This is a genomic window from Austwickia sp. (assembly GCA_016699675.1).
Lineage (GTDB): Bacteria > Actinomycetota > Actinomycetes > Actinomycetales > Dermatophilaceae > Austwickia.
Genome location: CP064985.1, coordinates 4,275,244 through 4,300,837, shown reverse-complemented (window position 1 = coordinate 4,300,837; position 25,594 = coordinate 4,275,244). Strand labels below are relative to the sequence as shown.

Genomic DNA, 25,594 nt, shown 5'->3' with positions numbered 1-25,594 from the left:
GCCCGGTCGGAGGAAACCGACTTCGGGCGGCCACCGCCCACCACGTACAGTGAAGGCGCACCGAATCGCCGCGCCCCGCACCGTCTATGCGGGGGCATCAGAAAGGAACAGCGCATGCTGCGCACGCACACCGCCGGATCCCTGCGCGCCGCGGACGTGACCACTCCGCCGACGGCCGTCACGCTGACCGGCTGGGTCGCCAGCAGGCGCGACCACGGCGGCGTCGAGTTCATCGACCTGCGCGACGCCAGCGGCATCGTGCAGGTCGTCGCCCGCGACGAGGTGCTCTCCGGCGCCGCACACGGGCTGCGCAACGAGTTCTGTGTGCGCGTCACCGGCGAGGTCACCCGGCGCGGCGCGGAGAACGTCAACCCCGACCTGCCCACCGGCGAGATCGAGGTGGTCGCGCGCGAGATCGAGGTGCTCTCCGAGGCCGCGCCGCTGCCGTTCCAGATCGACGAGCGCACGACCGTCGGCGAGGAGGCGCGGCTGCGCTACCGCTATCTCGACCTGCGGCGGCCCGGCGCGCACAACGCCGGCCACGCGATCCGACTGCGCTCCAAGGTTTCTCAGGCCGCCCGGCGGGTCCTCGACGCCCGCGACTTCGTCGAGATCGAGACGCCGACCCTGACACGCTCGACCCCGGAAGGCGCGCGCGACTTCCTGGTGCCCGCGCGGCTGTCGCCCGGGAGCTGGTATGCGCTGCCGCAGAGCCCGCAGCTGTTCAAGCAGCTGCTGATGGTGGCGGGGATGGAGCGGTACTACCAGATCGCGCGCTGCTACCGCGACGAGGACTTCCGCGCCGACCGGCAGCCCGAGTTCACCCAGCTCGACATCGAGATGAGCTTCGTGACCGAGGACGACGTCGTCGAGGTGGGCGAGGCCGTCGTGCGCGAGATCTGGCAGCTGATTGGGGTGGAGCTGGAGACGCCGTTCCCGCGGATGGCGTACGCCGAGGCGATGGCGCGTTTCGGCACCGACAAGCCCGACCTGCGGTTCGGCCAGGAACTGGTCGACTGCACGGAGCTCTTTGCCGGCACCAGTTTCCGGGTTTTTCAGGCCGACTACGTCGGCGCGGTCGTCATGCCCGGCGGCGGAAGCCAGCCGCGGCGGACCTTCGACGCCTGGCAGGAGTGGGCCAAGCAGCGCGGGGCGAAGGGCCTAGCGTACATCACCATCGCCGACGACGGCACGCTGGCCGGGCCGGTGGCCAAGAACCTGTCGGAGGCCGAGCTCGCGGCGCTGCCCGGGCACACCGGCGCCCAGCCCGGCGACTGCATCTTCTTCGCCGCCGGCGCCCCCAAGCCGAGCCGCGCGCTGCTCGGCGCCGCCCGTCTGGAGATCGGCAAGCGGTGTGGCCTGATCGACGAGTCCGCCTGGAGCTTCCTGTGGGTCAACGACGCCCCGCTGTTCGAGCCCACGTCAGACGCCGTCGCCGCGGGTGACGTGGCGGTCGGCGGGGGTGCCTGGACGGCGGTGCACCACGCGTTCACCTCGCCCAAGGCCGAGTACCTCGACACCTTCGACACCGACCCCGGACCGGCCCTGGCGTATGCCTACGACATGGTCTGCAATGGCAACGAGATCGGCGGCGGCTCGATCCGTATCCACCGTCGCGACGTGCAGGAACGCGTCTTCAAGGTGATGGGGCTCACGCAGGAGCAGGCGCAGGAGAAGTTCGGCTTCCTGCTCGACGCGTTCGCCTTCGGGGCCCCGCCGCACGGCGGCATCGCGTTCGGCTGGGACCGGATCGTCATGCTGCTCGGCGGGTACGACTCGATCCGCGACGTCATCGCCTTCCCCAAGTCCGGCGGCGGATTCGACCCGCTGACGGAGGCGCCGGCGCCGATCACCCCGGAGCAGCGCAAGGAGGCCGGAGTGGACGCCAAGCCGCAACCCAAGGGCGGCAAGGGCGAGGGCGACGGCCCCGCGCCGCAGGGCGCACCCGAGGTCAACCCCAAGCAGTCATGACCTCGACGGAACAAGGGGACCGGGCGCGCTTGCTGCAGCAAGCGCGCCCGGTCGCGGTGCTCATCGACGCCGACGGGGTGCTGCAGCGGACGCCGGAGGACTGGTACGTCGTGCTGCACGCCCTCGGCGGCGACGGCTTTCCGGAGGCCTGCTTCGAGATCGAGCGGCCGTCGCTGCGGGGCGAGGGCAACTTCCGCGAGCACATGCAGGCGTACCTCGACGAGCACGGTTTGACCTGCACGGTCGACGACGTGCTCAACCCGTGGTTGCGGATCGAGCTGGACGAGGGCGCGCTGGCGGTGGTCGCCGACGTGCGGGCCGGGGGCACGGCCTGCTACCTCGCGACCAACCAGCAGTCCGTGCGGGCGGCGCACATGCGCGAGGTGCTGCGCTACGAGGAGGTGCTCGACGGCTGCTTCTACAGCTACGAGCTGGGCGCGGCCAAGCCGGACCCGGCGTACTTCTCGGCCATCGTGGACCGTCTCGGGCTGGCTGCGGACCGGTTGCTCTTTGTCGACGATCGCGAGGACAACGTCGCGGGCGCCCGGTCGGTGGGCCTGCGCGCCGAGGTGGTGCCGCAGCACGACCACGGGGCGACGCTGCGCCGCATCTTCACGACGTACGGCCTGCTGTAGTCCCGACCGGGGCCTCTCGGCAGGCCAGGGGCGCCGACTGGCGGCCGTGCTCGTCGAGTCCCGCGAGCCAGGATTCGTACGCCGGGCGGAGGCGCGCCCAGTCGTCGTCGGTCATGGCGTACCACGCGGTGTCCCGGTTGCGCCCCTTGTAGGCGAGGGCCTTGCGCCACACCCCCTCGAATGTGAAACCCAGCCGCTCCGCCGCGGCCCGGGAGCCGGCGTTGAGGGCATCGCACTTCCACTCGTACCGGCGGTAGCCCAGGTCGTCGAAGACGTGCCGGGCCAGCAGATACATCGCCTCGGTCGCCGGGGCGGCCCGGCGCGCGCCCGCGCCGTACATGATGTGGCCGACCTCGATCGTGCCGCCCGGGGGATTGATGCGCAGGTAACTGGCCGTCCCGATCGGCGCGCCCGAGCGGTCCCGGATGACGAACGGGACGACGTCGCCGTCCTGGACGAGTCCGCGGATGACCGTCTCCTCCTCGGCTACGGTGCGGCAGGGACCGTAGGACATGTAGGTCCACTGCTCATCGCCCGCGCCGGCCTGCAGGTCGGCCAACAACCCGGCCGCGTCCTCGGCGCGCAACGGGTCGAGACGGCAGGTGCGACCGGCGAGGGACGTCGGCTCGGGACGCCGGGCCGTGATGTCGCCCGTCGGGTCGCCGATCGGTTGGCCGAATTCGTTCCGCCGCGTCATAGGTTCAGTCTCGCTGGTCGCCGAGGGTGCGACGACGTTAATTTGGGCCCATGGTGGACCTGGAGTTGAGCCCCATGGAGCAACGGATCCTCGGCGCGCTGATGGAGAAGCAGGTCACGGTGCCCACGACGTACCCGCTCTCACTCAACGCCCTGCGCACGGCCTGCAACCAGTCCTCCAGTCGGGACCCCGTCACGACGTACGAGGACCGTGAACTGGAAGCCTGCGCAAGGGAACTCAAGCATCGCGAGCTGATCCGGGTGGTCGTCGCCGACCGGGGGCAGCGGACGCTGAAGTACCACCAACGCCTCGACGAACAGCTCGAGCTTGCCGGCGACGAACGGGCGCTGCTGACCGTCCTGCTCCTGCGCGGGCCCAACGCGCCGGGGGAGTTGAAGACCCGCACCGAACGGCTGCACCCTTTCGCCGACCGCGCCGAGGTCGAAGAGGTGCTGACCCGACTGGCGGAGCGCGGGCTCGTGCGGGAGCTGCCGCGGCTGCCCGGCCAGCACGATCACCGCTGGGTGCATCTGCTCGGGCCGGTGGAATCGGAGCAGGTGGCGGCGGCTGACGCGGTGCCGGCCGTCGACCGGGAGAGCGTCCTCGCGGACGGCGCGGCGGCGCGGGATGCGCGGGTGCGGGTGGGGTACGACGCGGCGGCGGCGGGGTACGCCGAGGGCCGGGAGGAGATCTGGGCGGAACGGGCGTTCGACCGGTGGCTGGTGGACCGCGTCGCGGAGCTGGCCGAGGGGCCCGTCGCCGACGTGGGCTGCGGTCCCGGTGTCGTGACCGCGCACCTGGCGGCATGGGATGCCGAGGTGGTCGGCTACGACCTGTCGCCGGCCATGGTCGAGCAGGCCCGGCAGCGCAACCCCGAGTTGACGTTCGAGGTCGGGGACCTACGCCGGCTGCTGCGGCCGCCGACCGCGTCGGGCTGGGGAGCGATCGTGGCCTGGTACTCCCTGGTCTACCTGGCGCCGTCCGAGCTGGCGGAGACGTTCGCCGCGCTCGCTCGCGTGCTGGTCCCGGGCGGCACGCTGGCGCTGGCCCTGCACGTGGGGGACGACGTGGCGCACGAGTCCGAGATTGCCGGCGCGGAGGTCGACCTGGACCTGGTCCTGCACGACGCGGGGCAGGTGCGCGAGGCCATTACGCAAGCCGGTCTGAGCGTGGCGGAGTGGTACGTCCGCGGAGCCACCCCGGGGGAGTACCCCACCGACCGCCTGTACGTCCTCGCCCGCACCGCCGGATGAACTCTCGTCAGCCGAGCCCATGTGCCTCTGGTGAGCCTCAGGGCCCGCATCGGACACGTGGCACGGGTCGAGCGTCGCCGTCGCCGGCCGCATGGTGTCCGCCCCGAGGTTCCCAGCGACCGTTGACCTGCGCAAAGAGTGCCATGACACCTAAACCGCAGGTCGTGAGCGGTCGGCCTGTGGACAACGGGGCGGGGTGACCGTTCGTGACCTGCGCAAAGGGTGCCATGGCACCAAAACCGCAGGTCGTGAGCGGTCGGTGTGGTGGGCGATCAGTGCGTCAGGCGGCGGCTCGACGCCGCGGCGGTGCGACCACGAGGCGGTTCGGCCAGGCGGCGGCTCGACCAGGCGTGCGCGGTCACGTAACCAAGGGAGTGGTACAGGCCGCGCGCCACGTCGTTATCGGCGTACATCCCCAGCGTGCACACCCCCTCGGCACGCACGCTCTCGCGGGTGAGCGCGCCGGTGATCGCGCGGCCGTAGCCCCGACCGCGGACGGCGGTGGCCACCAGGATCCCCGACAGGTGCGGCGCGCCGGCGCGCGTGCGGTGCCGCGCCCCGCACGCGACTACGCGGCCCGTTGGATCGCGCACCCCCAGCCAACGCTCGCTGCGGCCCGTCCCTGGCTCGCCCTCGAACAGCGGGTTCTCCGCCGCCGCGAGCGCCGCGATCTCGTCGGCGTCCGCGACGTCGGACAGCTCGACGAGCGCGTCCTCCAGCCCGTACGCCGGGGGCTCCCACCGCGTCCACATCCACTCCCAGTCCCCGCCGCCGCCGGTGCGCGCGTGGCGCTCCAGCACGTGGGCACTCCCCAGCGGCACGCTCACGCCGGCCACCCCGCGCTCCGCCCCGCCCCGACCGAGCAGCGCCGCGAGCAGGGCGTCGAGGCGCTGCTCGCCGGCGGCGTCGAGGAGCGCCCCGGCGCGGTAGTCGTCCGGGGGTCGCACCCAGGCGCTGATGCCGCGCTGACCCCGATGGCCGATCCGCGTGACCGCCACGGCGTCGCCCAGCGCCCAGGCGCGCTCCGGGCGCGGCAGCACGTCGTACCGCAGGAACGGGTCGTCCCCCACCATGGCCAGCAGCTCCGCCCGGGTCGCCACCGCGCGCAACCCGCCGCGCCTCGATCCGGCGGATGTCACGCCCGCGCGGTCGCCGAAGTCTGACGAGGTCACCTCAGTGCGCGATCCCGTGGCGTTCGTACCAGCGCTTCATCGGCGCCGGCGCCCACCAGTTCCAGCGGCCGAGCAGGTGCATCGTGGCGGGCACGAGCAGCATCCGCACCAACGTGGCGTCCAGCAGCACCGAGATCGCGAGCCCGATGCCGATCTGCTGCACGATCAGCATCTTCGCGAACGCCAGCCCGCCGAGCACGATGAGGATGAGCAGCGCCGCCGAGGTGATGATCTTCCCCGAGCGCTGCAGCCCGAGCTCGACGGCCCGCGCGTCGTCGTACCCCTTCTCGTGCAACTCGACGATCCGCGACAGCAGGAACAACTCGTAGTCCATCGCCAGGCCGAACCCGAACGCCAGCATGATCACCGGCGTCACCGATTCGACGCCGCCCGTCGAGGTGAAGCCCAGCACGCCCTGAAGGTGCCCCTCCTGGAAGATCCAGGTCAGCACGCCCAGGCTCGCTCCGAGGGAGAGCACGTTGAAGAGCAGCGCCTTGGTCGGCAGCGCCAGCGAGCCGGTCATCAGGAACATCAGCACCACCGTCGCGAGCGCGACGATGCCGATGGCCCACGGCGCCCGCGCCCCGATCGCGTCGAGGTAGTCCGCCAGGCGGGCGTCGGAGCCGGTGACCCAGGTCTGGTACGCCGGGCGGTGCGCGCGCAGGTCGTCGACGATGCGACGCCCGACGTCATTGCCCGGCGCGGCGGTCTCGGCGCGCACCCCCATCGCCACGTGCTCGGCGTCCACCCGCCGGACGGGGTCCACGCCGCTCACCCCCGGCAGACCCGCGGCGACGTCGCGACCGTACGCCGTGAGCTCGGCCTCACTCGCGCGGGCGACCACGATCGCGGTCGGCTCCGTGGTCAGCGGGAAGTCCCGCCGGGCCCCTTCGAGGAACTGTCGCTGCGCGTTCGCCGCCGGCAGCAGTTCGGTGCTCGAGGACACCTGCCGCATGGACAGCGACGGCCAGGCCAGCGCCACGAGCAGCGCCGCGCTGAGCAGCACCACCGGGAGGTAGGCGCGCGCCACGAACCGCGCCAGCCGCGCGAACAGTCCCTCGTCGGGGGAGTCGTCGCTGCGTAGCCGGACGATGCGGCGGCCGCCGAGGGTGCACAGCGCAGGGACCAGCGTGAGCGCCACGAGCAGCGCGACCAGCACCACGGTCACTCCGGCCAGGCCGACCGCACGGATCACCGGCGCCGGGAAGACCGTCAGACCGGCGAGCGAGATCGCGACGATCACCGCGGAGAAGAACACCGTGCGGCCCGCCGTGGCCACCGTGTGCGCCGTGGCCTCGATGAGGTGATCCCGGTCCAGCTCGTCCCGGCTCAGGTGCGGCGCCACCCGGCGGACCTCCTCGCGGAACCGACTCACGATGAGCAGCCCGTAGTCGATGCACAGCGCCAACCCGAGCAGGGTCGTGATGTTCACGACGGTGGCGTCCAGCTCCGTCACGAACGAGAACCCCCACAGGCTCGCCAGCCCGCCGGCGATCGCCGCGACCGCCCCAACGATGGGCAGGCCCGCCGCAAGGAAGCCGCCGAAGACGAACACCATGACCACCAGCGACAGCGGCAGGGCCAGGCCCTCGCCGCGAGCCAGGTCGGCCTGGATCTGGCCGGTCATGTCGTGCAGGAAGGTCACCCCGCCGCCGGCGCTCACCCGGGCCGCGGGGCCCGTGCCGATGCCGGTGAACGCGTCCTTGGCCTGCCGTTCCAGGTCTTGGGCGAGCTCGTAGCGTCGGGTCTGGGACAGGTCCTTGTCCAGGACGGCGACCACCATGAACGACGTACCGTCCTTGGCGAACAGCGGCGCCGTCTGCGGCGTCTTGGCGCCACCGGGCACGACGAAGGGCGAGCGCACCGACGTGACGCTCGCCGTTTGCGCCATGCGCCGCTGCAGGTCGGCTCCGGCCCTCGCCACCGCCGGGTCGGTGCTGGGGGCGCCGTCGACCCGGATCAGGACGCTCGGCCCCGCGTCGGCGGCGCCGGTCAGGAGGTCGGTTCCCTCGTGGGATTCGCTGGGCACGTAGGGCTCCGCCTGGTGCAGGCGGGAGAACAACGACGGTACGCCGAGCGCCCCCGTGGCTCCGGCGTAACACAGGGCCGTGATGATGATCCAGGCCACGACGACGAGCTTGGCGTGCCGCGCCAGCGCGGCGCCGACCGCCTGCAGGACGGGCGTCCGTGCAGGTCGAGACGGGTGTTCGGCGGTCACGGTCCTACTGTCTCACCAGCTGGGCCGCGGTGTCGCAGGAAGCGCACCGGGGACGCCCGTCCTCCCGCTGAGCGGTGCGGATAGCGCTCACGGTGGTGGTTATCACCGCAACCGTGAGCGCTCAGCGCAACCGCCAGCGCTCAGCGCAACTGTGAGCGCTAACCGCAACCGCCAGCGCGCGGGGCACCGTGAGCATCCAGGGCGGGCGCGGGGGGCCGTCGGTGGGCAGTGCCAGACTGGCCGGGTGGACACCCCAGACCTGTTCGCCAGCCCCGCGGACCCCGGCGCCGAGTCACCGGCGGAGCTGATGGCGCCGCTGGCGGTGCGGATGCGGCCCCGGACGCTCGACGAGGTGCAGGGGCAGGGTTCGGTGTTGCGGCCGGGCAGCCCGTTGCGTCGGCTCATCGAGGGGCACGGCGGCGCGGCGGGCCCACTGAGCGCCATCCTCTGGGGCCCGCCGGGGACGGGAAAGACCACGCTGGCGCATCTCGTGGCGCGGGCCGCGGGCCGCGAGTTCGTGCAGCTCTCGGCCGTGACCGCCGGCGTGAAGGACGTCCGCACCGTGATGGACGGGGCCCGCCGGACCCGAGACCTGTACGGCCGGCAGACCGTGCTCTTCCTCGACGAGATCCACCGGTTCAGCAAGGCGCAGCAGGACGCGCTGCTGCCCGGCGTCGAGGACCGGACGGTCATCCTCGTGGCCGCCACCACGGAGAACCCCTCGTTCTCGGTGATCTCACCCCTGCTCTCGCGCTCGATGCTGATCCGGCTGGAGTCGCTCACCGACGACGAGGTGGGCGCGGTCGTCGACGCGGCGCTGGCGGACGAGCGGGGGCTGGGCGGCGCCTACGAGTTGGCGCCGGAGGCGCGGGCGCACGTCGTACGGATGAGCGGCGGCGACGCGCGCCGCTCGCTGACCTTCCTGGAGGCGGCCGCCGGCGTGGCCCTCGACGCCCGGCGGGCGGGGCGCGGACTGCCCGACCCGAGCGACCCTGCCCCGATCAGCCTGGCGCACGTCGAGCAGGCCGTCGAGCACGCCGCGGTCCGCTACGACCGCGCGGGCGACCAGCATTACGACGTGGCCAGCGCGTTCATCAAGTCGATGCGCGGCAGCGATGTGGACGCGGCGCTGCACTACCTGGCGCGGATGTTGGAGGCGGGGGAGGACCCGCGGTTCATCGCCCGGCGCATCGTGATCTCGGCCAGCGAGGAGATCGCGATGGCGGACCCGACGGCGCTGCAGACCGCCGTCGCCGCGATGCACGCGGTCGCGCAGATAGGGATGCCCGAGGCGCGGCTCATCCTGGCGCAGGCCGTCGTGCACAACTGCCTCGCGCCCAAGTCGAACGCGGTCTACACCGCGATCGGCGCCGCCATCGCCGACGTCAAGGCCGGCAAGGGCGGCGCGGTGCCGGCGCACCTGCGGGGGAGCGGGTACGCCGGGGCGGAGCGGCTGGGCCATGGCGCCGGCTACAGATACGCCCACGACGAGCCCGACTCGGTGGCCACCCAGCAGTACCTGCCCGACGACCTGGCCGCCGCGGCCGACTATTACCACCCCAAGGACCGCGGTTTCGAGGCCCGGATGATCGAGCGGTGGGCCTGGCTGCGCGACCGACTGCGCTAACCGCCCATCCGCTCGCCGGGCTATTCGGAGCTGCCCGAGTCGGTGATCAACCCGCTGCGGGTGGGCTCCTGGCCCGTGGGATGCGGCGACTCGCCCCCGACGTACCCGCCCGCCTCGTTAGCCACCCGCTCGTCGGCGTTCGTCGCGGCGAGCGGGTCGAGCTTGTCGATCGCGGTGTCGCTGATCGTGCCGTCCGCGGCGAGGTCGTCGCTGATGATTGTGCCGGTGGGGGCGTCGATGTGGCTCACGTCCACGGTTTCGACGACCTTGCGCGGCTCGGCGAAGTGGCACGCGGACTGGTGTTCGCCCATCCCGTCGGGGCGCATGATCAGCTGCGGCTCCTCGGACTTGCACCGCTCCTGCACCTTCCAGCAGCGGGTGTGGAAGCGGCAGCCGCTGGGCGGATTAGCGGGCGAGGGGACGTCCCCGCTGAGGACGATCTGTTCGCGCTTGCCGCGCAGCGAGGGGTCCGGCACGGGCACCGCCGACAGCAACGCCTGGGTGTAGGGGTGGGTCGGGTGCCCGTAGATCTGGTCCTCCTCGCCCAGCTCGGCCATCTTGCCCAGGTACATGACGCCGACCCGGTCGGAGATGTGCCGGACCACGGACAGGTCGTGGGCGATGAAGAGGTAGCTGAGCCCAAGGTCGTGCTGCAGCCGGCCCATCAGGTTGACGACCTGGGCCTGGACCGAGACGTCCAGCGCGGACACCGGCTCGTCGCAGATCAGCACCTTCGGGTTGAGCGCGATGCCGCGGGCGATGCCGATGCGCTGCCGCTGGCCGCCGGAGAACTGGTGCGGATAGCGGTTGATGTGTTCGGGGTTGAGGCCGACCACGTCGAGCAGGTTGCGGACGGCCTTGTCGTAGCCGCCCTTCGGCACCGCGTCCCGGTGGATCTTGAACGGTTCGCCGATGATGTCGCCGACCGTCTTGCGGGGGTTCAGCGAGGTGTAGGGGTCCTGGAAGACGATCTGGATGTCGCGGCGCAGCCGCCGCATCGCCGAGCCCTTCTGGGCATACATGTCGACGCCGTTGAACGTCACCTTGCCGCTGGTGGGTTCCTCCAGCCGCATCAAGAGCCGCCCGAGCGTCGACTTCCCACAACCGGATTCGCCGACGATGCCGAGCGTCTCGCCCTTGTGCAGGGTGAAGCTCACGCCGTCGACGGCCTTGACGGCCCCGACCGTACGCCGTAGCACGCCGCCCTTGATCGGGTAGTGCTTGACCAGGTCCTCGGCGACGAGGATGGGCTCGCCCTGCCGGGTCTGCGCAGAGTTCTCAGCCACCGTAGACCTCCTCGGCGAAGTGGCAGGCCGAGCGGCGGCCTGGGACGATCTCGCGCAGCTCGGGCAGGTCCTGGCGGCAGACCTCCTGGACGTACCGGCAGCGCGGATTGAACGGGCAGCCCGTCGGCATCCGCAGCAAGTTCGGCGGCAACCCGCCGATGGCAGCCAGCGTTTGGCCCTTCTGGTCCAGGCGCGGGATCGAGTCGAGCAGCCCCTTGGTGTAAGGGTGCGCCGGGCGGCGATACAGCTCGTAGACGTCGGCGGTCTCCATGAGGCGCCCGGCGTACATGACCGCGATCCGGTCGGCGACGTCCGCGACGACGCCGAGGTCGTGCGTGATCAGGATGAGCCCCATCTGGCGCTCCTCCTGCAGATCCTCCAGCAGCTTCATGATCTGCGCCTGGACGGTCACGTCGAGGGCCGTGGTCGGCTCGTCGGCGATGAGCACCGCGGGGTCGAGCGCGATCGCCATCGCGATCATGATGCGCTGCCGCATCCCGCCGGAGAACTGGTGCGGGTAGGCCTTGACGCGCTGCCGCGCCGCCGGGATCTGGACCCGCTCCATGAGCCGCACGGCCTGGGCGTAGGCGTCCGACTTGTTCACGCCCCGGTGCTGCCGGAACATCTCCGCGATCTGCCAGCCGACGGGGAAGACAGGGTTCAGCGAGCTCAGCGCGTCCTGGAAGATCATCGAGATCTCCGGGCCACGGATTTTGCGGCGCTTGTCCTCGTCCATGGTGAGCAGCTCGTGGCCGTTGTACTTCACGGACCCGCTCGGGATCTTCGCCGGCGGCATGTCGAGGATGCCCATGATCGCCTGGGCGGTCACCGACTTGCCGGAGCCGGACTCGCCGAGAATCGCCAGGGACTCCCCGGGCTGGAGCTGGAAGCTCACGCCGTTGATCGCGTGGGCGACGCCGTCGTCGGTGTGGAAGTCGACGTACAAGTCCCGTACGTCGAGCAAGGGGGCGTCCCCGACCCGTGCGAACTCGGTGCTGGTCGCCGCGGCAGGCCTCTTCGCGCTCGCGCCGCTGCCGCCACTGGTGTGCATCGTCGTCATCGTTGTGCCCTCGTCATCGCTGCTTGGGGTCGAAGGCGTCGCGCACGACGTCGCCGAGGGTCATGAAGGCCAGGACGCACAGGCTCAGGAACAGCGAGGGGAAGAGCAGGTTGTGCGGGAAGGCCTGGTACCAGGGCAGCGAGTCGTTGATCGCCGTGCCCCAGGACGTGGCCGGATAGGTGAGGCCGATGCCGAGGAAGGACAGCGTCGCCTCCGCCGCGATGTAGGACCCCAGGTGGATCGTCGCCACGACGATCACGGGGGCCATCGCGTTGGGCAGGATGTGCTGGGTGATGACCCGGAAGGGGGAGGCCCCCAGCGCGCGGGCCGCCAGCACGTATTCGTTCTGCTTGATCTGCAGCACCGAGCTGCGCATCAGCCGCGCGATGCCCGGCCAGCCGAACAGCATGAGCACGAGCACGACCTTGAGCACGATGATGAAGTAGGGGTCGTTGGGCCGGCTGGGCCACGTCGACATGAAGAGGATCCCGCCGAGCAGCATGGGGATCGCGAAGACCATGTCGGTGATCCGAGACAACAGCGCGTCGAGCCAGCCGCCGTAGAAGCCGGCGAGGACGCCGAGGAGGCTGCCGAGGGTGGCCGTGGCGATCGTGGTGAGGACGCCGACCATCATCGAGGCCCGGGCGCCGTAGACGGCGCGGGCGTAGACGTCGCGGCCGAGGTGGTCGAAGCCGAAGATCGCCCCGTCGGTGCCCGGGGTCTTGTTGAACCGGTCGAGCGTGCCCTTCTCGGGGTTGACGGACGTGAACAGCTGCGGCGCGACGGCCATCGTCACGAACACGACGATGAGCACGGCGGACACCCAGAACAACGGGCGCCGGCGGAGCTGCCGCCAGGCGTCCTGGGACAGGGACCGGCCTGGTGCGGCCTCGCCGCCCTCGACGGTGTGCTGGGTCTGCGGGTCCTGCGCAGCCGCGATGGCGGGCGCGTCAGTCATGGCTGATCCTGGGGTCGAGCACGCCGTACAGCAGGTCGACGAGCAGGTTGACGAAGAGGAAGACGAAGACCAGGACCGTCACGGCACCGACGACGGACAGGCCGTCGCGGTTGGCGATGCCGGTGAAGATCATCGTGCCGACGCCCTGGATGTTGAAGATGCGCTCGGTGACGATGGCGCCGCCCAGCAGGCTGCCGAAGTCGGCGCCGATGTAGGTGACGACCGGGATCAGCGAGTTGCGCAGCGTGTGGACCCCGACGGCGCGGCGCCGGGTGAGGCCCTTGGCGATGGCCGTGCGGGTGTAGTCGGCGCGCAGGTTCTCCACCAGGTTGGTGCGGGTGAGGCGAGCGACGTAGGCGATCGAGAGGGTGGCGAGCACCAGTCCCGGCAGCAGCAGCTCGTTCCACGGCGTCTCGTAGGACACGGTGGGGCGGAACCAGCCGAGCTTGATCGCGAACACGATCTGCGCGACGGGCCCGATGACGATGATGGGGATCGAGATGAAGACCAGGGTCGCCAACATCACCCCCGTGTCGATGAGGCCGCCCTTGCGGGTGCCGGCCAGGACGCCCACGCCGATCCCGATGAGGATCTCGAAACCAATGGCGACCGCGGCGAGCTTGGCCGTGTTCGGATAACGCTGCAGCAGCTCGTCGCTCACCTTGTTGTTGAAGTAGTTGGTGCCCAGGTCGCCCTGCGCGAGCTTGCCGAGGTACTTGCCGTACTGAACCACCAGCGGGTCGTCCAGGTTGTGGTCGGCCCGATACTTCGCGATGTACTCCGGTGAACAGGGCCGCTCCCCGCACTTGCCGTCGGTGGGATCGCCGGGAAGGGCGAACACCATCGCGAAGATCAGGAACGTCGCGCCGAGGACCACGGGGATCATCTGCAAGAGGCGCCTGATCACGTATTTGCCCACGACACCTCCTTCAAGGTCTGTGGCGGCAGATCCGCTGTGCGGCGCCGCTGCCGGGTCGCGGCCGAGAATGGGCTGGCGGGGTGGACGCGGTGGGCTGCCAGATGGGGCAATCGGACCGATTCCGGTGAATTTCTGCGACCATACCGCCGGGTCCGGACGACGCGCAGCGGATCCGCCGGGAAGTCGCACATTTCATGAAACGCAACGCGATCCGGACTCGAGTATCGCTCGGCGTCGCGCCACCGCCGCATGGGGGACGGCCCGCGTGCATGACATCGGCCCGCGCGCACCACGGTCCGCGCAGGCCGAAACAGGATGCCTGCATGGACCCGGCCGCAGACCGGCCGGGTCCATGCAGCCGCGGTCACTTCAGCTTGACGTTGCGGTAGTCGGGGCGGCCGAACGCGTCGATCTTCACGTTGGTCACCTTGTTCGACCACCCGGCGCGAGCGGAGGCGCCCCACAGCGGCACGACCGGCATGTTCTCGGCCAGTAGCTTCTCGGCGTCGAAGTAGAGCTTGGCGCCGTCAGCGGCCGACTTGGCCTGCGCCGCCTCCTCCAGCTTCTTGTCGAAGGCGGGGTTGTCGTAGTCGTTGTAGTTGCTGCCGTCCGCGATGGCCTTCTTGCTGTAGATCGGGCCCAGGAAGTTCTCCGGCAGCGGGTAGTCCATCTGCCATCCGTAGCGGTAGAGGCCCTTCGTCTCGCGCTTCTTCAGGGCGTTGAGGAACGTCTTGAAGTCGACCGCGGGGGCGCCCTGGCAGGGGATGTTGAGCGTGTTGGTGATCGACTGGCAGGTCGCCTCCACCCACTGCTTGTGGCCCGAGTCCGCGTTGTACGAGATCGTCAGCGTGCCCGTGTAGCCGCCCGCCTCCTTGAGCTTGGCCTGCGCCTTGTCCTTGTCGTAGACGCAGTACTCGCCGCAGGCGTTCTCCTGGTAATCACCGACCGCCTTCGCGGCAACCCAGCCCGCCAGCGGCTTGCGCTCGCCGTTGAAGACCGTGTCGATGATCTGCTGGCGGTTGATGGCCATCGAGATGGCCTGCTTAAGCTTGGGGTTCTGGATCGCGGGGTCGGCCTTCGGCGAGGCGAAGCCCACGAACTGCACCACGCCGGCGTCCGTGCGCAGCGCCCACCGGTCCGGCAGGTCGGTCTTGTACCGGCCGCCGACGATGGCCTCGGACGGGTAGTCGTTGGTCACGTCCAGGTTGTTGGCCTGCACGTCCTTATAGGCGGCGCCGGAGTCCTGGTAGATCTTGTAGGTGATCTTGTCGGCCTGGCCACCGAACTTGCCGGAGTAGTCCTTGTTCTTCTCCATCACGATCTGGGCGTTGGCGTCCCATTGGGTCACCTTGTAGGGACCCGCCCCGATCGGCTTCTTGCCGAAGTCACCCTTCGGGTTGCTCAGGAACGCGTCCGGCATCGGCGCGAAGGCCGTGTAGCCCAGGCGACCGGCGAAGTCCGACAACGGCGACTTGAGCGTGATGTCGAAGCTGTAGTCGTCGGCGCCCTTCTTGAGCCCCTTCATCTCCTTGACGGTCGCGGTCTTGGTGGAGACCTCGTCGTAACCGTCGATCGGCTCCATGAAGGACCCGGAGCTCTGCGCGTTGGGGCCGTAGGCGGCGTAGTTCCAGGCGTCGATGAAGTTCTTCGCCTTGACCTCGGTGCCGTCGGAGAACTTGTAGCCCTTCTTCAGCGTGACCTTGAAGGTCTTGCTGTCGGTGGTGTCGATCTTCTCCGCGATGTCGTTCTCTGCCTTGCCGGACTCCGGCGTGTAGTAGACGAGCTTCGACGTGGTGAGGTCGAGGACGTCGCCGCCACAGGTCTCGCTGGTGTTGGCGGGGATGAGGTCGTTCTGCGGGTTGCAGCCGCGGATCTTGATCTCGCCGCCGCCCTTTCCGCCGGAGGCGGTGTCCGCGGGAGCGCTTCCGCCGCCACCACAGGACGCCGCAACAAGCGCGGTCGAAGCCAGGCCGACCACGACGGCCGCGCGGGTCTTTCCTCGCATGAATGAACCTCCTACACGGGTCCGCGCCCGGGTGACGCGGACTGCTGGGGGGTAGCGATCCCACAGGGTCGGGACCGCCTTGTCCACGACCTCCATCCGCGATCCGTTGCGCGGCCCGCGGATTGGAGGACTCTGGGACAACATAGAGCGAGTTTGCACAGCTCGTAGGCTAACGAGACAGAATCGTGACCAGTCGCCGGGAGAATGTGGCGGCCAACGGACCCCTCGGGACCGATCCGGTGTGTTTGCCCCTCGCGGGCCCGGCCGGGCCGGGTATCCTGCGCGTTCGACTGCCCTGTGGGCGTGACCCGCGCGCCGTACGGTCCGTGCGGGCGGCGCCCCGATACGCGCCCCGATACGCGCCCGGTGGGCTCGGTCGGCCTGGGGAGGGCCCAGTAGTGTGGGGCGAGTCGCGCGTTCGGGTCCCCGGGCGTGCGCACGTCGTCTCCCCGCCGTCTGCCTGCAAGGACTCACCGATGGAAACCGCCGAGATCAGGCGCCGCTGGCTCGCGTTCTTCGAGAAGAACGGGCACACCGTCGTCCCGAGCACCCCGCTGCTCTACGACGACCCCAACCTGTTGTTCGTCAACGCGGGGATGGTGCCCTTCAAGCCGTACTTCCTCGGCCACGAGACGCCGCCGTACGCCCGCGCCACCTCCGTGCAGAAGTGCGTGCGGACCGGGGACATCGAGGAGGTCGGCAAGACCACCCGGCACGGCACGTTCTTCCAGATGAACGGCAACTTCTCGTTCGGCGACTACTTCAAGGAAGGCGCCATCCGCTACGCCTGGGACCTCGTCACCGGCTCCCAGGCCTCCGGATGCTACGGCTTCGACGCAGACAAGGTCTGGGTCACCGTGCTGGGCGCCGGGCATCACCCGGACTATCCGGACGGCGACGTCGAGGCGATCGAGCTGTGGCGCAGCGTCGGCGTACCGCCCGAGCGCATCCAGGGCCGCAGCCTTAAGGACAACTACTGGCACATGGGCGTCGCGGGTCCGGGCGGTCCGTGCTCCGAGATCTACATCGACCGGGGCGCGGAGTTCGGGGCGGACGGCGGACCGGAGGCGGACGAGGACCGCTTCCTGGAGATCTGGAACCTCGTCTTCCAGACCGAGGAGATCGCCGACGTGGTGGCGAAGGACGACTTCAAGGTGGTCGGGCCGCTGCCCGCCAAGAACATCGACACCGGGTTGGGCCTGGAGCGCACGGCGTACCTGCTGCAGGGCGTGGACAACCTCTACGAGATCGACGAGGTCTACCCGGTCATCGAGCGGGCCGAGCAGATCGCCGGGCGGACCTACGGGACGAACCCCGGCGACGACGTACGGTTCCGGGTCGTCGCCGACCACGTGCGCTCCTCGATGATGCTGATCGGCGACGGGGTGACCCCCGGCAACGAGGGCCGCGGCTACGTGCTGCGCCGCCTCATCCGCCGCGCCGTACGGTCCATGCGCCTGCTCGGCGTCCACGACCCGGCGCTGCCCGAGTTGCTGCCCGTCTCGATGGCGCGGATGAGCAAGTCCTACCCGGAGCTCAAGCGGGACTTCGGGCGGATCAGCCAGATCGCGTACGCCGAGGAGGAGGCCTTCCGGCGAACCCTGACCTCCGGCACGACGATCCTCGACACGGCCGTGACCAAGACGAAGGCCTCGGGCGGGCAGCGTCTCTCCGGCGACGACGCCTTCAAGCTGCACGACACCTACGGCTTCCCCATCGACCTGACCCTGGAGATGGCGGCGGAGCAGGGCCTGGCGGTTGACGAGGACGGCTTCAGGCGGCTCATGACCGAGCAGCGGCAGCGCGCCAAGGCCGACTTCCAGGCCAAGAAGCAGGGCCACGGCGACCAGCACGCCTACCGCGAGATCGCGGACCGGCTCGGGCGGGCGGTGGAGTTCACCGGGTACGCCGAGGTGGTCTCCGAGGCGACCGTCGCCGGCGTGGTGGTCGGCGGGGAGGGTGCCGCGGCCGCTCGCGAGGGCGAGGAGGTCGAGCTGGTCCTCGACCGTACGCCGTTCTACGCCGAGGGCGGCGGCCAGCTCGCCGACGGCGGCCTCATCAAGCTGGCCGGCGGCGCGCTGGTCGAGGTCGACGACGTGCAGTCCCCGATCACCGGGCTGGTCGTGCACCGGGCGCGGGTGCTCACCGGCGAGGTCAGCGTGGGCGAGGCCGCGGTCGGCCAGGTCGACATCCAACGGCGCCGGGGCATCTCCCGGGCGCACACCGCCACCCACATGGTGCACAAGGCGATGCGCGAGGCGCTCGGCGAGACCGCCACGCAGGCGGGCTCCCTGAACCGCCCGGGCAGCTTCCGGTTTGACTTCAACGCGGGCGCCCCCGTGCCAGCGACCGTGCTGCGCGACGTCGAGGCCGAGGTCAACGCGAAGCTCCTGGACGACCTGCCGGTCTACGCCGAGGTCATGACCCAGCAGGAGGCGGTCGACTCGGGCGCGATGGCGCTGTTCGGGGAGAAGTACGGCGCCGAGGTCCGGGTGGTGTCGGTCGGGGAGTGGGCGCGCGAGCTGTGCGGTGGCACGCACGCGCAGCGCTCCGGCCAGCTGGGCGTGGTGAAGCTGCTCTCGGAGGCGTCGATCGCCTCCGGCGTACGGCGGGTGGAGGCGCTGGTCGGTGCCGACGCCTACACCTACCTGGCGCGGGAGAGCGTCATCGTCGGCCAGCTCACCGAGGCGATGAAGGCGCGCCCCGAGGAGCTGCCCGAGCGCATCGACTCGATCCTGGCCAAGCTGCGCGACGCCGAGAAGGAGATCGCGACGATGCGCCAGCAGCAGGTGCTGGCGCAGGCCGGCGCGCTGATCGAGCAGGCCAAGGACGTCTTCGGTGTCACCGTGCTGACCCACGACGCCGGAGCGGGCGTCGGCGGCGACGACCTGCGCGGCCTGGTGCTGGACCTGCGCGGCCGGCTCGGCAGCCAGGGGGACCGGCCCGTGGTCGTGGCGGCCGCCTCGGTGGTCAAGGACCGGCCGCTGGTCGTCGTCGCGACCAACGACAAGGCCCGCGAGTGGCGCGTCAAGGCCGGCGAACTCGTCAAGGTCGCCGCGCAGGTGCTCGGCGGCGGCGGCGGCGGCAAGGACGACGTCGCGCAGGGCGGCGGCACCGACGCGACGAAGGTGGCCGAGGCGCTGCGCCAGATCGAACACGCCGTCGGGCAGAAGGTGACCGGCTGACGTGCGGCCGGGACGCCGGCTCGGCGTGGACGTCGGGGAGGCCCGGGTGGGCGTCGCCGTCAGTGACCCCGACGGCCTGCTCGCGACGCCGGTGGAGTCCGTGCCCCGGGATCGGGGCGGCTCCGCCGACCTCCTCACGATCGCCGCGCTCGCGGTGGACTATGCGGTGGTTGAGATCGTCGTGGGGTTGCCCCGCAACATGTCCGGCGCGGAGACGGCGGCGGCCGCCAAGGCGCGCGAGTATGCCCGCGCCCTGGCCAAGCGGGTGCGCCCGATCGGCGTACGGCTCGTCGACGAGCGCCTCAGCACCGTCGCCGCCCACCGCGCCCTGCACGAGGCGGGCCGTGCCGGACGCACCCATCGGGCGGTCGTGGACCAGCAGGCGGCGGTCACCATCCTCCAAGCCGCCCTCGACACCGAACGGGCGACGGGCTCACCAGCGGGGGAGCAGGTAGACTCCCGCAAGCCGCGGACCGCGCGGTCGACGACGTAGGAAACGAGACATGCCGGCGCCACTCGACGAGCACATCTTCGGCCGCCCGGCCGATGCCAGCGCGCATCACCCGCGGCGCGGATCCCACCCCCGGTCCCCGCGCAAGCGTCGGCGGGGACCGGTGATCCTCGTGCTGCTCCTCGCCCTCCTCGTCGCGGGGGCGGTGTTCGCGGTCACGGTCTTCAAGCCGATCTACGAGCGCTGGGCCGCGCCGAAGGACTACCAGGGCGAGGGCACCGGGTCGGTCACGGTCGTCGTCAAGCCCGGCGACACCGGCGCAGCGATCGCCAAGACGCTGGTCGATTCGGGCGTGATCATGACGTCGCAGGCCTTCACCGACGCCCTGGCCAGCACCAAGGGCGACGAGATCCAGCCCGGCACCTACCAGCTCAAGAAGGAGATGCGCGCGAGCTCTGCGCTCTCGATGCTGCGCGGCGGCAACCGCGACGTCTGGAAGGTCACGATCCGCGAGGGGTTGTGGAAGAGCGAGGTGTATGACGCCCTCGCCCAGGCCACCGGGATCGCGCGCGCGGACTACGAGGCCGTCGAGAAGCAGGCCGTGGCCAATCCCGCCGTCCTCGGGCTCCCGCCGGCCACCAAGGGCAACCCGGAGGGGTGGCTGTTCCCCGCGACGTACACCTTCGACAAGGCCAAGAAGCCCGTGGACCAGCTCAAGGACATGGTGGCCAAGACGCAAGAGCGGCTCACCGATCTCGGGGTCGGATCCAACCAGGCCGAGCGCGTCCTCACGATCGCGAGCCTGGTCGAGGCCGAGGCCCGCCGGGACGAGGACCGGCCCAAGGTCGCCCGGGTTCTGGAGAACCGCCTGGCGGCCAACCCGCCGATGCCGCTGCAGCTCGACTCGACCGCGGCGTACGGCGTGCAGGAGCGGCCCGGCAAGGTCTTCACCTCCGACGAGATGCGCGGCAACCGCAACCCCTACAACACCTACGTGATCCCCGGGCTGCCGGCCGCGCCGATCGGGGCCCCCGGCGACGCCGCGATCAAGGCCGCCGCGCGGCCGGCGGACGGGAGCTGGCTCTACTTCGTCACGATCGACCCCGACTCCGGCGAGACCGTCTTCACCAACACCCTCGCCGAGCACGAGACCCAGGTGGAGCGGTTGCGCACCTGGTGCGGCCAGCACCCGGGGAAGTGCTGAGCGCCCGGCAACTCCGGTGAGGGGCGGGGCCGGGCGAGCATCCGCCGTCGACTAGGGTGACGCGAATGGGTAGGGGACGGCGGGCGGCGGTGCTGGGTTCGCCCGTGGCGCATAGCCTTTCGCCGGTCCTGCATGAGGCCGCGTACGCCGCGCTCGGGCTGTCCGACTGGCACTACGAGCGCATCGCTGCCGGGGGGGCCGGCGAGCCGACCGTAGCCGAGGTTCTGGCGGGGCTGGGACCCGAGTGGGTCGGGCTGTCGCTCACGATGCCCAACAAGGAGGCCGCCCTCGCGGTGGCGGCGGGGGCGACGGAGCGGGCCCGGCTGGTCGGAGCCGCCAATACCCTCTTGCGCCGCGGGACGGGCTGGCTGGCCGATAGCACGGACGCGTACGGCCTGATGCGGGCCCTCCGCGAGGCGGGCGCGCCGGCGGCCGGGGAGGCGCTGGTGCTGGGGTCGGGCGCTACGGCACGGTCGGCGTGCGCGGCGCTCGCCGAGCTGGGGGTGGGCGCGGTCGCGTTCGGCGTCCGCGCGCAGGCGCGGCCGGAGACCGTAGCGGTCGCCCGGAGCGCCGGGCTGGCGACGCGAGAGCTGCCCCTGGCCGACCTTCCGTCGTACGGCCGAGACTTCGAACTCGTCGTCAGCACCCTGCCCACCGGCACCGATCTCGGCCTGCCCGCGGGGGGCGCCGGCGCACCCGGGCCGGGGGCGTTGGTCATGGACGTGGTGTACGGCGGGTGGCCCACGGCCCTGGCGACCTGGGCGCAGGCCGGTGGCGCCCGGGTGCTGTCGGGCCTCGACATGCTGCTGCACCAGGCCGCCGAGCAGGTGTGGTTGATGACCGAGGCGTACCCGCCCGTGCCGGCGATGCGGGCGGCCCTGGAACGGGCCACCGGAATCGAGCTCTTGCACTGAGCCCCCGTTGCGACGGACGGATTGCGGGGGTCGTTCGGCGTTCTGGCAGCATGGCGCGCATGGTGCGTTGGTTGACCGCGGGGGAGTCGCACGGCCCCTCGCTCGTGGCCGTGATCGAGGGACTGCCGGCCGGAATCCAGGTGACAAGCAAGGACATCGAGGCCGCGCTGGCCCGGCGTCGGCTGGGCTACGGCCGCGGCGCCCGGCAGAAGTTCGAGCAGGACGCGCTGGAGATCCTGGGTGGGGTTCGGCACGGGGTCACGATCGGCTCGCCGATCGCCCTGGAGATCGGCAACAGCGAGTGGCCCAAGTGGTCCACCGTGATGAGCCCGGACCCGGTCGAAGCCGCGGCCTTCGCCGCCGCCGACGACGTCAACGCCCCGCAGGAGATCGCCCGCAACCGCCCGCTGACCCGGCCGCGGCCCGGGCACGCGGACCTGGTGGGAATGCAGAAGTACGGATTCGACGACGCCCGGCCCGTGTTGGAGCGGGCCTCGGCGCGGGAGACGGCCGCACGGGTGGCCCTCGGGGCGATCGCCGCCGCCTACCTTCAGCAGACCTGCGGCATCCGGCTCGTGGCGCACACCGTGGCCATCGGGACTGCAGGTCAGCTCGACACCGACCAGACGGCGGCGCTGCCGACCCCGGACGACGTACCGGCCCTCGACGCCGACCCCGTCCGCGCGTACGACCCGGCCGCCTCCGCCGCGATGGTCGCCGAGATCGACGCCGCGCACGGCGACGGCGACACCCTCGGCGGGGTGGTCGAGGTCCTGGCCTACGGCTGCCCGCCCGGCCTCGGCAGTCACGTGCACTGGGACCGGCGCCTCGACGCGCGCCTCGCGGCCGCGCTGATGAGCATCCAGGCCATCAAGGGCGTCGAGGTCGGCGACGGCTTCCGCAGCGCGGCCCGGCGCGGGAGCGCCGCCCACGACGAGATGGCCCGCGACGACGCCGGGACGATCCGGCGTCGGACCGGCCGCGCGGGGGGCACGGAGGGCGGCATGAGCACCGGCGAGGTGCTGCGGGTGCGGGCCGCGATGAAGCCGATCAGCACGGTGCCCCGCGCGCTCGCCACGATCGACGTGACCGGCGACGACCCGGCTACTGCGATCCACCAGCGTTCGGACACGTGCGCGGTCCCGGCCGCGGGGGTCGTGGCCGAGGCCATGGTCGCGCTGGTCCTGGCCGAAGCGGTCGCCGAGAAGTTCGGCGGGGACCACCTGGCGCAGACCCGCGCGGCGTACGAGGCGTATCTCGCCGGCATCCCCGAGGGGATGCGCTCGTGGTGACCGCCACCGGCCCGCTGGTCGTCCTGATGGGGCCGCCGGGGGCCGGAAAGTCCACGGTCGCCGCCGAACTGGCTCAGCTCCTCGGAGCCTCGACCGCGGACACGGACGCGCTGATCGAAGCGCGCGAAGGCCGCTCGATCCCCGACATCTTCGTCGAGCAGGGCGAGGAGCACTTCCGTGCCGTGGAGGCGAGCGTGGTCGCCGACGCGCTGGCGTCGTACGGCGGCGTCCTCGCCCTCGGCGGCGGCGCCGTCCTCGCGGAGGCGACCCAGGCGGCGCTCGCTGGGCAGCGGGTCGTCTTCCTCGATGTGGGGCTGAAGGAGGCGGTCCGACGTACCGGCCTCGACCACGGCCGGCCGCTGCTGGCCCTCAACCCACGCGGTGCCTGGCTTCGGCTCATGGAGGCCCGCCGTCCGATCTATGAGCGACTGGCCAGCCTGCGCATCGACACCAGCGAGCTCACGCCCCGCGAGGTGGCGGAGGAGATCGTGACGCGGCTGGGTCTGGCGGCGCGAGAGGGGTCGGCATGACCACGATGCACGCGATCCGGGTGGGCGGCGCGGGCGGGTACGACGTGCTCGTCGGCTCGGGTCTGATGGGCGCGCTCCCGGCCCTGCTGGGGCCTGCCGTACGCCGGGTACTGGTGCTGCGCCCCGCCTGTCTGACACACCCGGGGGACGAGGCCCGCATGACCCTGGCCGAGGCCGGCTACGAGGTCTATGTCGAGGACCTGCCCGACGCGGAGGCGGCCAAGACCAGCGCGGTCGCCGCCGAGCTGTGGGGTGTGCTGGGCCGCGCGGCATTCACGCGCACCGATGCGGTGGTCGCGGTCGGCGGCGGCTCGGTCACCGATCTCGGCGGATTCGTCGCGGCGACGTGGCTGCGTGGGGTGCGGGTCGTCCACGTCCCGACGACCCTGCTCGGCATGGTCGACGCGGCCGTGGGCGGCAAGACCGGCATCAACACGCCAGAGGGCAAGAACCTGGTCGGCTCGTTCCACCCGCCGGCCGGGGTGCTGGCGGACCTGGACCACCTGGTGAGTCTGCCGCGGGCGGACCTGGCCGCCGGGATGGCTGAGGTTGTCAAGGGCGGCTTCATCGCCGACCCGGTCATCCTAGACCTGGTCGAGGCCGACCCGGCCGCAGCGCTCGACCCGGCCGGGCCGGTGCTGGCGGAGCTGGTCCGCCGGAAGATCCAGGTGAAGGCCGACGTCGTCACGGCCGACCTGAAGGAGTCCTCGCTGCGCGAGATCCTGAACTACGGGCACACCTTCGGCCATGCCATCGAGCAGGTCGAGGGCTACACCTGGCGGCACGGCGACGCCGTGGCGGTCGGGATGGTCTACGCCGCCGAGTTGGCCCGTCTCGCCGGCCGGCTCGACGAGGTGGACGTGGCGCGGCACCGGCGCGTGATCGGCTCGCTGGGCCTGCCCACGACGTACGCACCGGGTCGCTGGGACGCGCTCCTGACCGCGATGACCCGGGACAAGAAGACCCGCGGGGCCACGCTGCGGTTCGTCGTGCTCGACGGCATCGGCCACCCGGGGCGGCTGGAGGGGCCGAGCGAGGAGCTGCTGCGCGCGGCGTACGACGCCGTCTGCGCCTGAGATTCAGGCCTTGATCGCGGAGATCTCGAACTCCAGCGTGATCTTGTCGGAGACGAGCACCCCGCCGGTCTCCAGCGCGGCGTTCCAGGTCAGGCCGAAGTCCTTGCGGCTGATGGTGGTCGAGCCGTCGAAGCCGATCCGGTGGTTGCCGAACGGGTCCGTGGCCGAGCCGGCGTACGCGAAGTCGATGGTGACCGCGCGGGTCTGCTCCTTGATCGTGAGGTCGCCGGTGACGCGCAGGACCTCGTCGTCGACCGCGGTCACCGCCGTGGAGACGAAGGTCATGGTCGGGTAGGCCTCGACGTCGAAGAAGTCGCCGCCGCGCAGGTGTGCGTCGCGGTCGCCCTGGCGGGTGTCGACGCTCGCCGTCTGAATGGTGACCGCGATGGCGGCGTCGGCCAGCCCGGGCTGCGTGCTCGCGGTCCCGCTGAACTCGTCGAAGGAGCCGCGCACCTTGGTGACCATGGCGTGCCGCGCGACGAAGCCGAGGCGGCTGTGCGCGGGGTCGATGGCGTAGCTGCCGGCGAGCTCGGCAAGTGGCGTGAGATGGGTGAGAGTGTTCATGAGGGACTCCTTCGTGGGTCGTTGATGTGTCAACTACATTACCCCGGGCGTGATGACGTGTCAACTAACGCCTATTCTGGAGGCATGACCACGGGGAACGGCTGGCTGGACGACAACGAACAACGGATCTGGCGGCAGTGGCTGGACGTCGCCACCGCCCTGCCCGCCGCGCTCGGCGCCGACCTCGCCGCGCACGGCCTGTCGCTGCCGGACTACGGCGTCCTCGTGGCGCTCTCGGAGTCGCCCGACCACGCCCAGCGCGTCCTCGCGCTCGCGGAGCGGCTGGGCTGGGAGCGCAGCCGCGCCAGCCACCACCTGACCCGGATGGAGAAGCGGGACCTGGTCCGGCGGACCTGTTGCCCGGACGACGCGCGCGGGCAACTCGTGACGGCGACCCCGGAGGGCCTGGACCGGCTGCGAGCGGCGGCCCCCGACCACGTGGCGGGGGTGCGACGCTACCTGTTCGACGGCCTGGACGCCGCGGACGTGGCCGCCCTCGACCGGATCACGGCCGGGATCATCGCCCGCCTCGCGGACCGGCGATCGGCGGGCGGGGCGCCGAACTAACCTGCTCGGT

At 71.3% G+C, this 25,594-nt stretch carries 20 protein-coding genes and 1 pseudogene; 12 read left to right on the top strand and 9 right to left on the bottom strand.

Translation table 11 applies throughout. The features are described from left to right. Positions 1–114 precede the first annotated feature (114 nt). Both aspS and IPK37_19610 read left to right on the top strand, forming a co-directional pair. A complete protein-coding gene (aspS, locus tag IPK37_19615) occupies positions 115–1,971 on the top strand; it encodes an aspartate--tRNA ligase (GenBank protein ID QQS00931.1) in 1,857 nt (618 codons plus the stop codon). Positions 1,972–2,174: 203 nt separating this feature from the next. After that, positions 2,175–2,606 (top strand): HAD-IA family hydrolase, encoded by a 432-nt coding sequence (locus tag IPK37_19610; protein ID QQS03034.1) that lies wholly within the window; start codon positions 2,175–2,177, stop codon positions 2,604–2,606. On the opposite strand, the gene IPK37_19605 is transcribed toward IPK37_19610, so the two are convergent. Then, entirely contained in the window at positions 2,584–3,303 is a 720-nt protein-coding gene (locus IPK37_19605) for a GNAT family N-acetyltransferase (protein QQS00930.1), read from the bottom strand. The genes IPK37_19610 and IPK37_19605 overlap by 23 nt on opposite strands. Positions 3,304–3,353: 50 nt before the next feature. Between IPK37_19605 and IPK37_19600 the strand changes: the two genes are divergently transcribed. Next, positions 3,354–4,556 (top strand): DUF480 domain-containing protein, encoded by a 1,203-nt coding sequence (locus IPK37_19600; protein ID QQS00929.1) that lies wholly within the window; start codon positions 3,354–3,356, stop codon positions 4,554–4,556. A 272-nt stretch (positions 4,557–4,828) separates the two neighbouring features. Here IPK37_19600 and IPK37_19595 read toward each other — a convergent pair whose 3' ends face one another. Next, a complete protein-coding gene (locus tag IPK37_19595) occupies positions 4,829–5,728 on the bottom strand; it encodes a GNAT family N-acetyltransferase (protein ID QQS00928.1) in 900 nt (299 codons plus the stop codon). A 1-nt stretch (position 5,729) separates the two neighbouring features. Next, positions 5,730–7,946: an MMPL family transporter gene (locus tag IPK37_19590; protein QQS00927.1), complete on the bottom strand. Its 2,217-nt coding sequence runs from the start codon at positions 7,944–7,946 to the stop codon at positions 5,730–5,732. A gap of 307 nt (positions 7,947–8,253) precedes the next feature. On the opposite strand from IPK37_19590, the gene IPK37_19585 reads away from it, so the two are divergent. Then, a complete protein-coding gene (locus IPK37_19585) occupies positions 8,254–9,573 on the top strand; it encodes a replication-associated recombination protein A (GenBank protein ID QQS03033.1) in 1,320 nt (439 codons plus the stop codon). A gap of 260 nt (positions 9,574–9,833) precedes the next feature. Here the strand turns inward: IPK37_19585 and IPK37_19580 are convergent. From IPK37_19580 to IPK37_19560, 5 genes and pseudogenes are all read right to left on the bottom strand, one after another. Then, positions 9,834–10,859, bottom strand: a pseudogene (locus IPK37_19580) (dipeptide ABC transporter ATP-binding protein). Beyond that, the gene (locus IPK37_19575; GenBank protein ID QQS03032.1) at positions 10,852–11,910 is read right to left on the bottom strand and encodes an ABC transporter ATP-binding protein; all 1,059 of its coding nucleotides are present in this window, start codon (positions 11,908–11,910) and stop codon (positions 10,852–10,854) included. The pseudogene IPK37_19580 and the gene IPK37_19575 overlap by 8 nt, the downstream one beginning before the upstream one ends. Positions 11,911–11,932: 22 nt before the next feature. Next, complete coding sequence (locus IPK37_19570; GenBank protein QQS00926.1) at positions 11,933–12,877, bottom strand: ABC transporter permease; 945 nt, start codon at positions 12,875–12,877, stop codon at positions 11,933–11,935. Beyond that, the gene (locus tag IPK37_19565) at positions 12,870–13,796 is read right to left on the bottom strand and encodes an ABC transporter permease (GenBank protein ID QQS00925.1); all 927 of its coding nucleotides are present in this window, start codon (positions 13,794–13,796) and stop codon (positions 12,870–12,872) included. Before IPK37_19565 ends, IPK37_19570 begins: the two co-directional genes overlap by 8 nt. Positions 13,797–14,160: 364 nt before the next feature. Further along, on the bottom strand, positions 14,161–15,801 hold the full coding sequence (locus tag IPK37_19560; GenBank protein QQS00924.1) for an ABC transporter substrate-binding protein: 1,641 nt from the start codon (positions 15,799–15,801) through the stop codon (positions 14,161–14,163). A gap of 476 nt (positions 15,802–16,277) precedes the next feature. On the opposite strand from IPK37_19560, the gene alaS reads away from it, so the two are divergent. The 7 genes from alaS (at position 16,278) to IPK37_19525 (ending at position 24,453) form a co-directional block, all read left to right on the top strand. Then, entirely contained in the window at positions 16,278–18,986 is a 2,709-nt protein-coding gene (gene alaS, locus IPK37_19555; GenBank protein QQS00923.1) for an alanine--tRNA ligase, read from the top strand. Position 18,987: 1 nt separating this feature from the next. Then, entirely contained in the window at positions 18,988–19,479 is a 492-nt protein-coding gene (gene ruvX, locus IPK37_19550; GenBank protein ID QQS00922.1) for a Holliday junction resolvase RuvX, read from the top strand. 10 nt (positions 19,480–19,489) lie between these two features. After that, positions 19,490–20,641, top strand: a complete 1,152-nt coding sequence (gene mltG, locus IPK37_19545) for an endolytic transglycosylase MltG (GenBank protein ID QQS00921.1) — start codon at positions 19,490–19,492, stop codon at positions 20,639–20,641. A gap of 65 nt (positions 20,642–20,706) precedes the next feature. Beyond that, positions 20,707–21,555 carry a shikimate dehydrogenase gene (locus tag IPK37_19540; GenBank protein ID QQS00920.1) on the top strand — a complete coding sequence of 283 codons (849 nt, stop codon included), beginning with the start codon at positions 20,707–20,709 and terminating at the stop codon, positions 21,553–21,555. Between the two features lie 59 nt (positions 21,556–21,614). Continuing rightward, entirely contained in the window at positions 21,615–22,847 is a 1,233-nt protein-coding gene (aroC, locus tag IPK37_19535) for a chorismate synthase (GenBank protein QQS00919.1), read from the top strand. A gap of 26 nt (positions 22,848–22,873) precedes the next feature. Further along, positions 22,874–23,377 carry an ATP-binding protein gene (locus IPK37_19530; GenBank protein QQS03031.1) on the top strand — a complete coding sequence of 168 codons (504 nt, stop codon included), beginning with the start codon at positions 22,874–22,876 and terminating at the stop codon, positions 23,375–23,377. A 5-nt stretch (positions 23,378–23,382) separates the two neighbouring features. Next, the gene (locus IPK37_19525) at positions 23,383–24,453 is read left to right on the top strand and encodes a 3-dehydroquinate synthase (protein QQS03030.1); all 1,071 of its coding nucleotides are present in this window, start codon (positions 23,383–23,385) and stop codon (positions 24,451–24,453) included. Between the two features lie 3 nt (positions 24,454–24,456). Here IPK37_19525 and IPK37_19520 read toward each other — a convergent pair whose 3' ends face one another. Then, complete coding sequence (locus tag IPK37_19520; protein QQS00918.1) at positions 24,457–25,017, bottom strand: YceI family protein; 561 nt, start codon at positions 25,015–25,017, stop codon at positions 24,457–24,459. Between the two features lie 84 nt (positions 25,018–25,101). Between IPK37_19520 and IPK37_19515 the strand changes: the two genes are divergently transcribed. Further along, positions 25,102–25,584, top strand: coding sequence for a MarR family transcriptional regulator (locus IPK37_19515; GenBank protein ID QQS00917.1), 483 nt, complete (start codon positions 25,102–25,104; stop codon positions 25,582–25,584). Positions 25,585–25,594 lie beyond the last annotated feature (10 nt).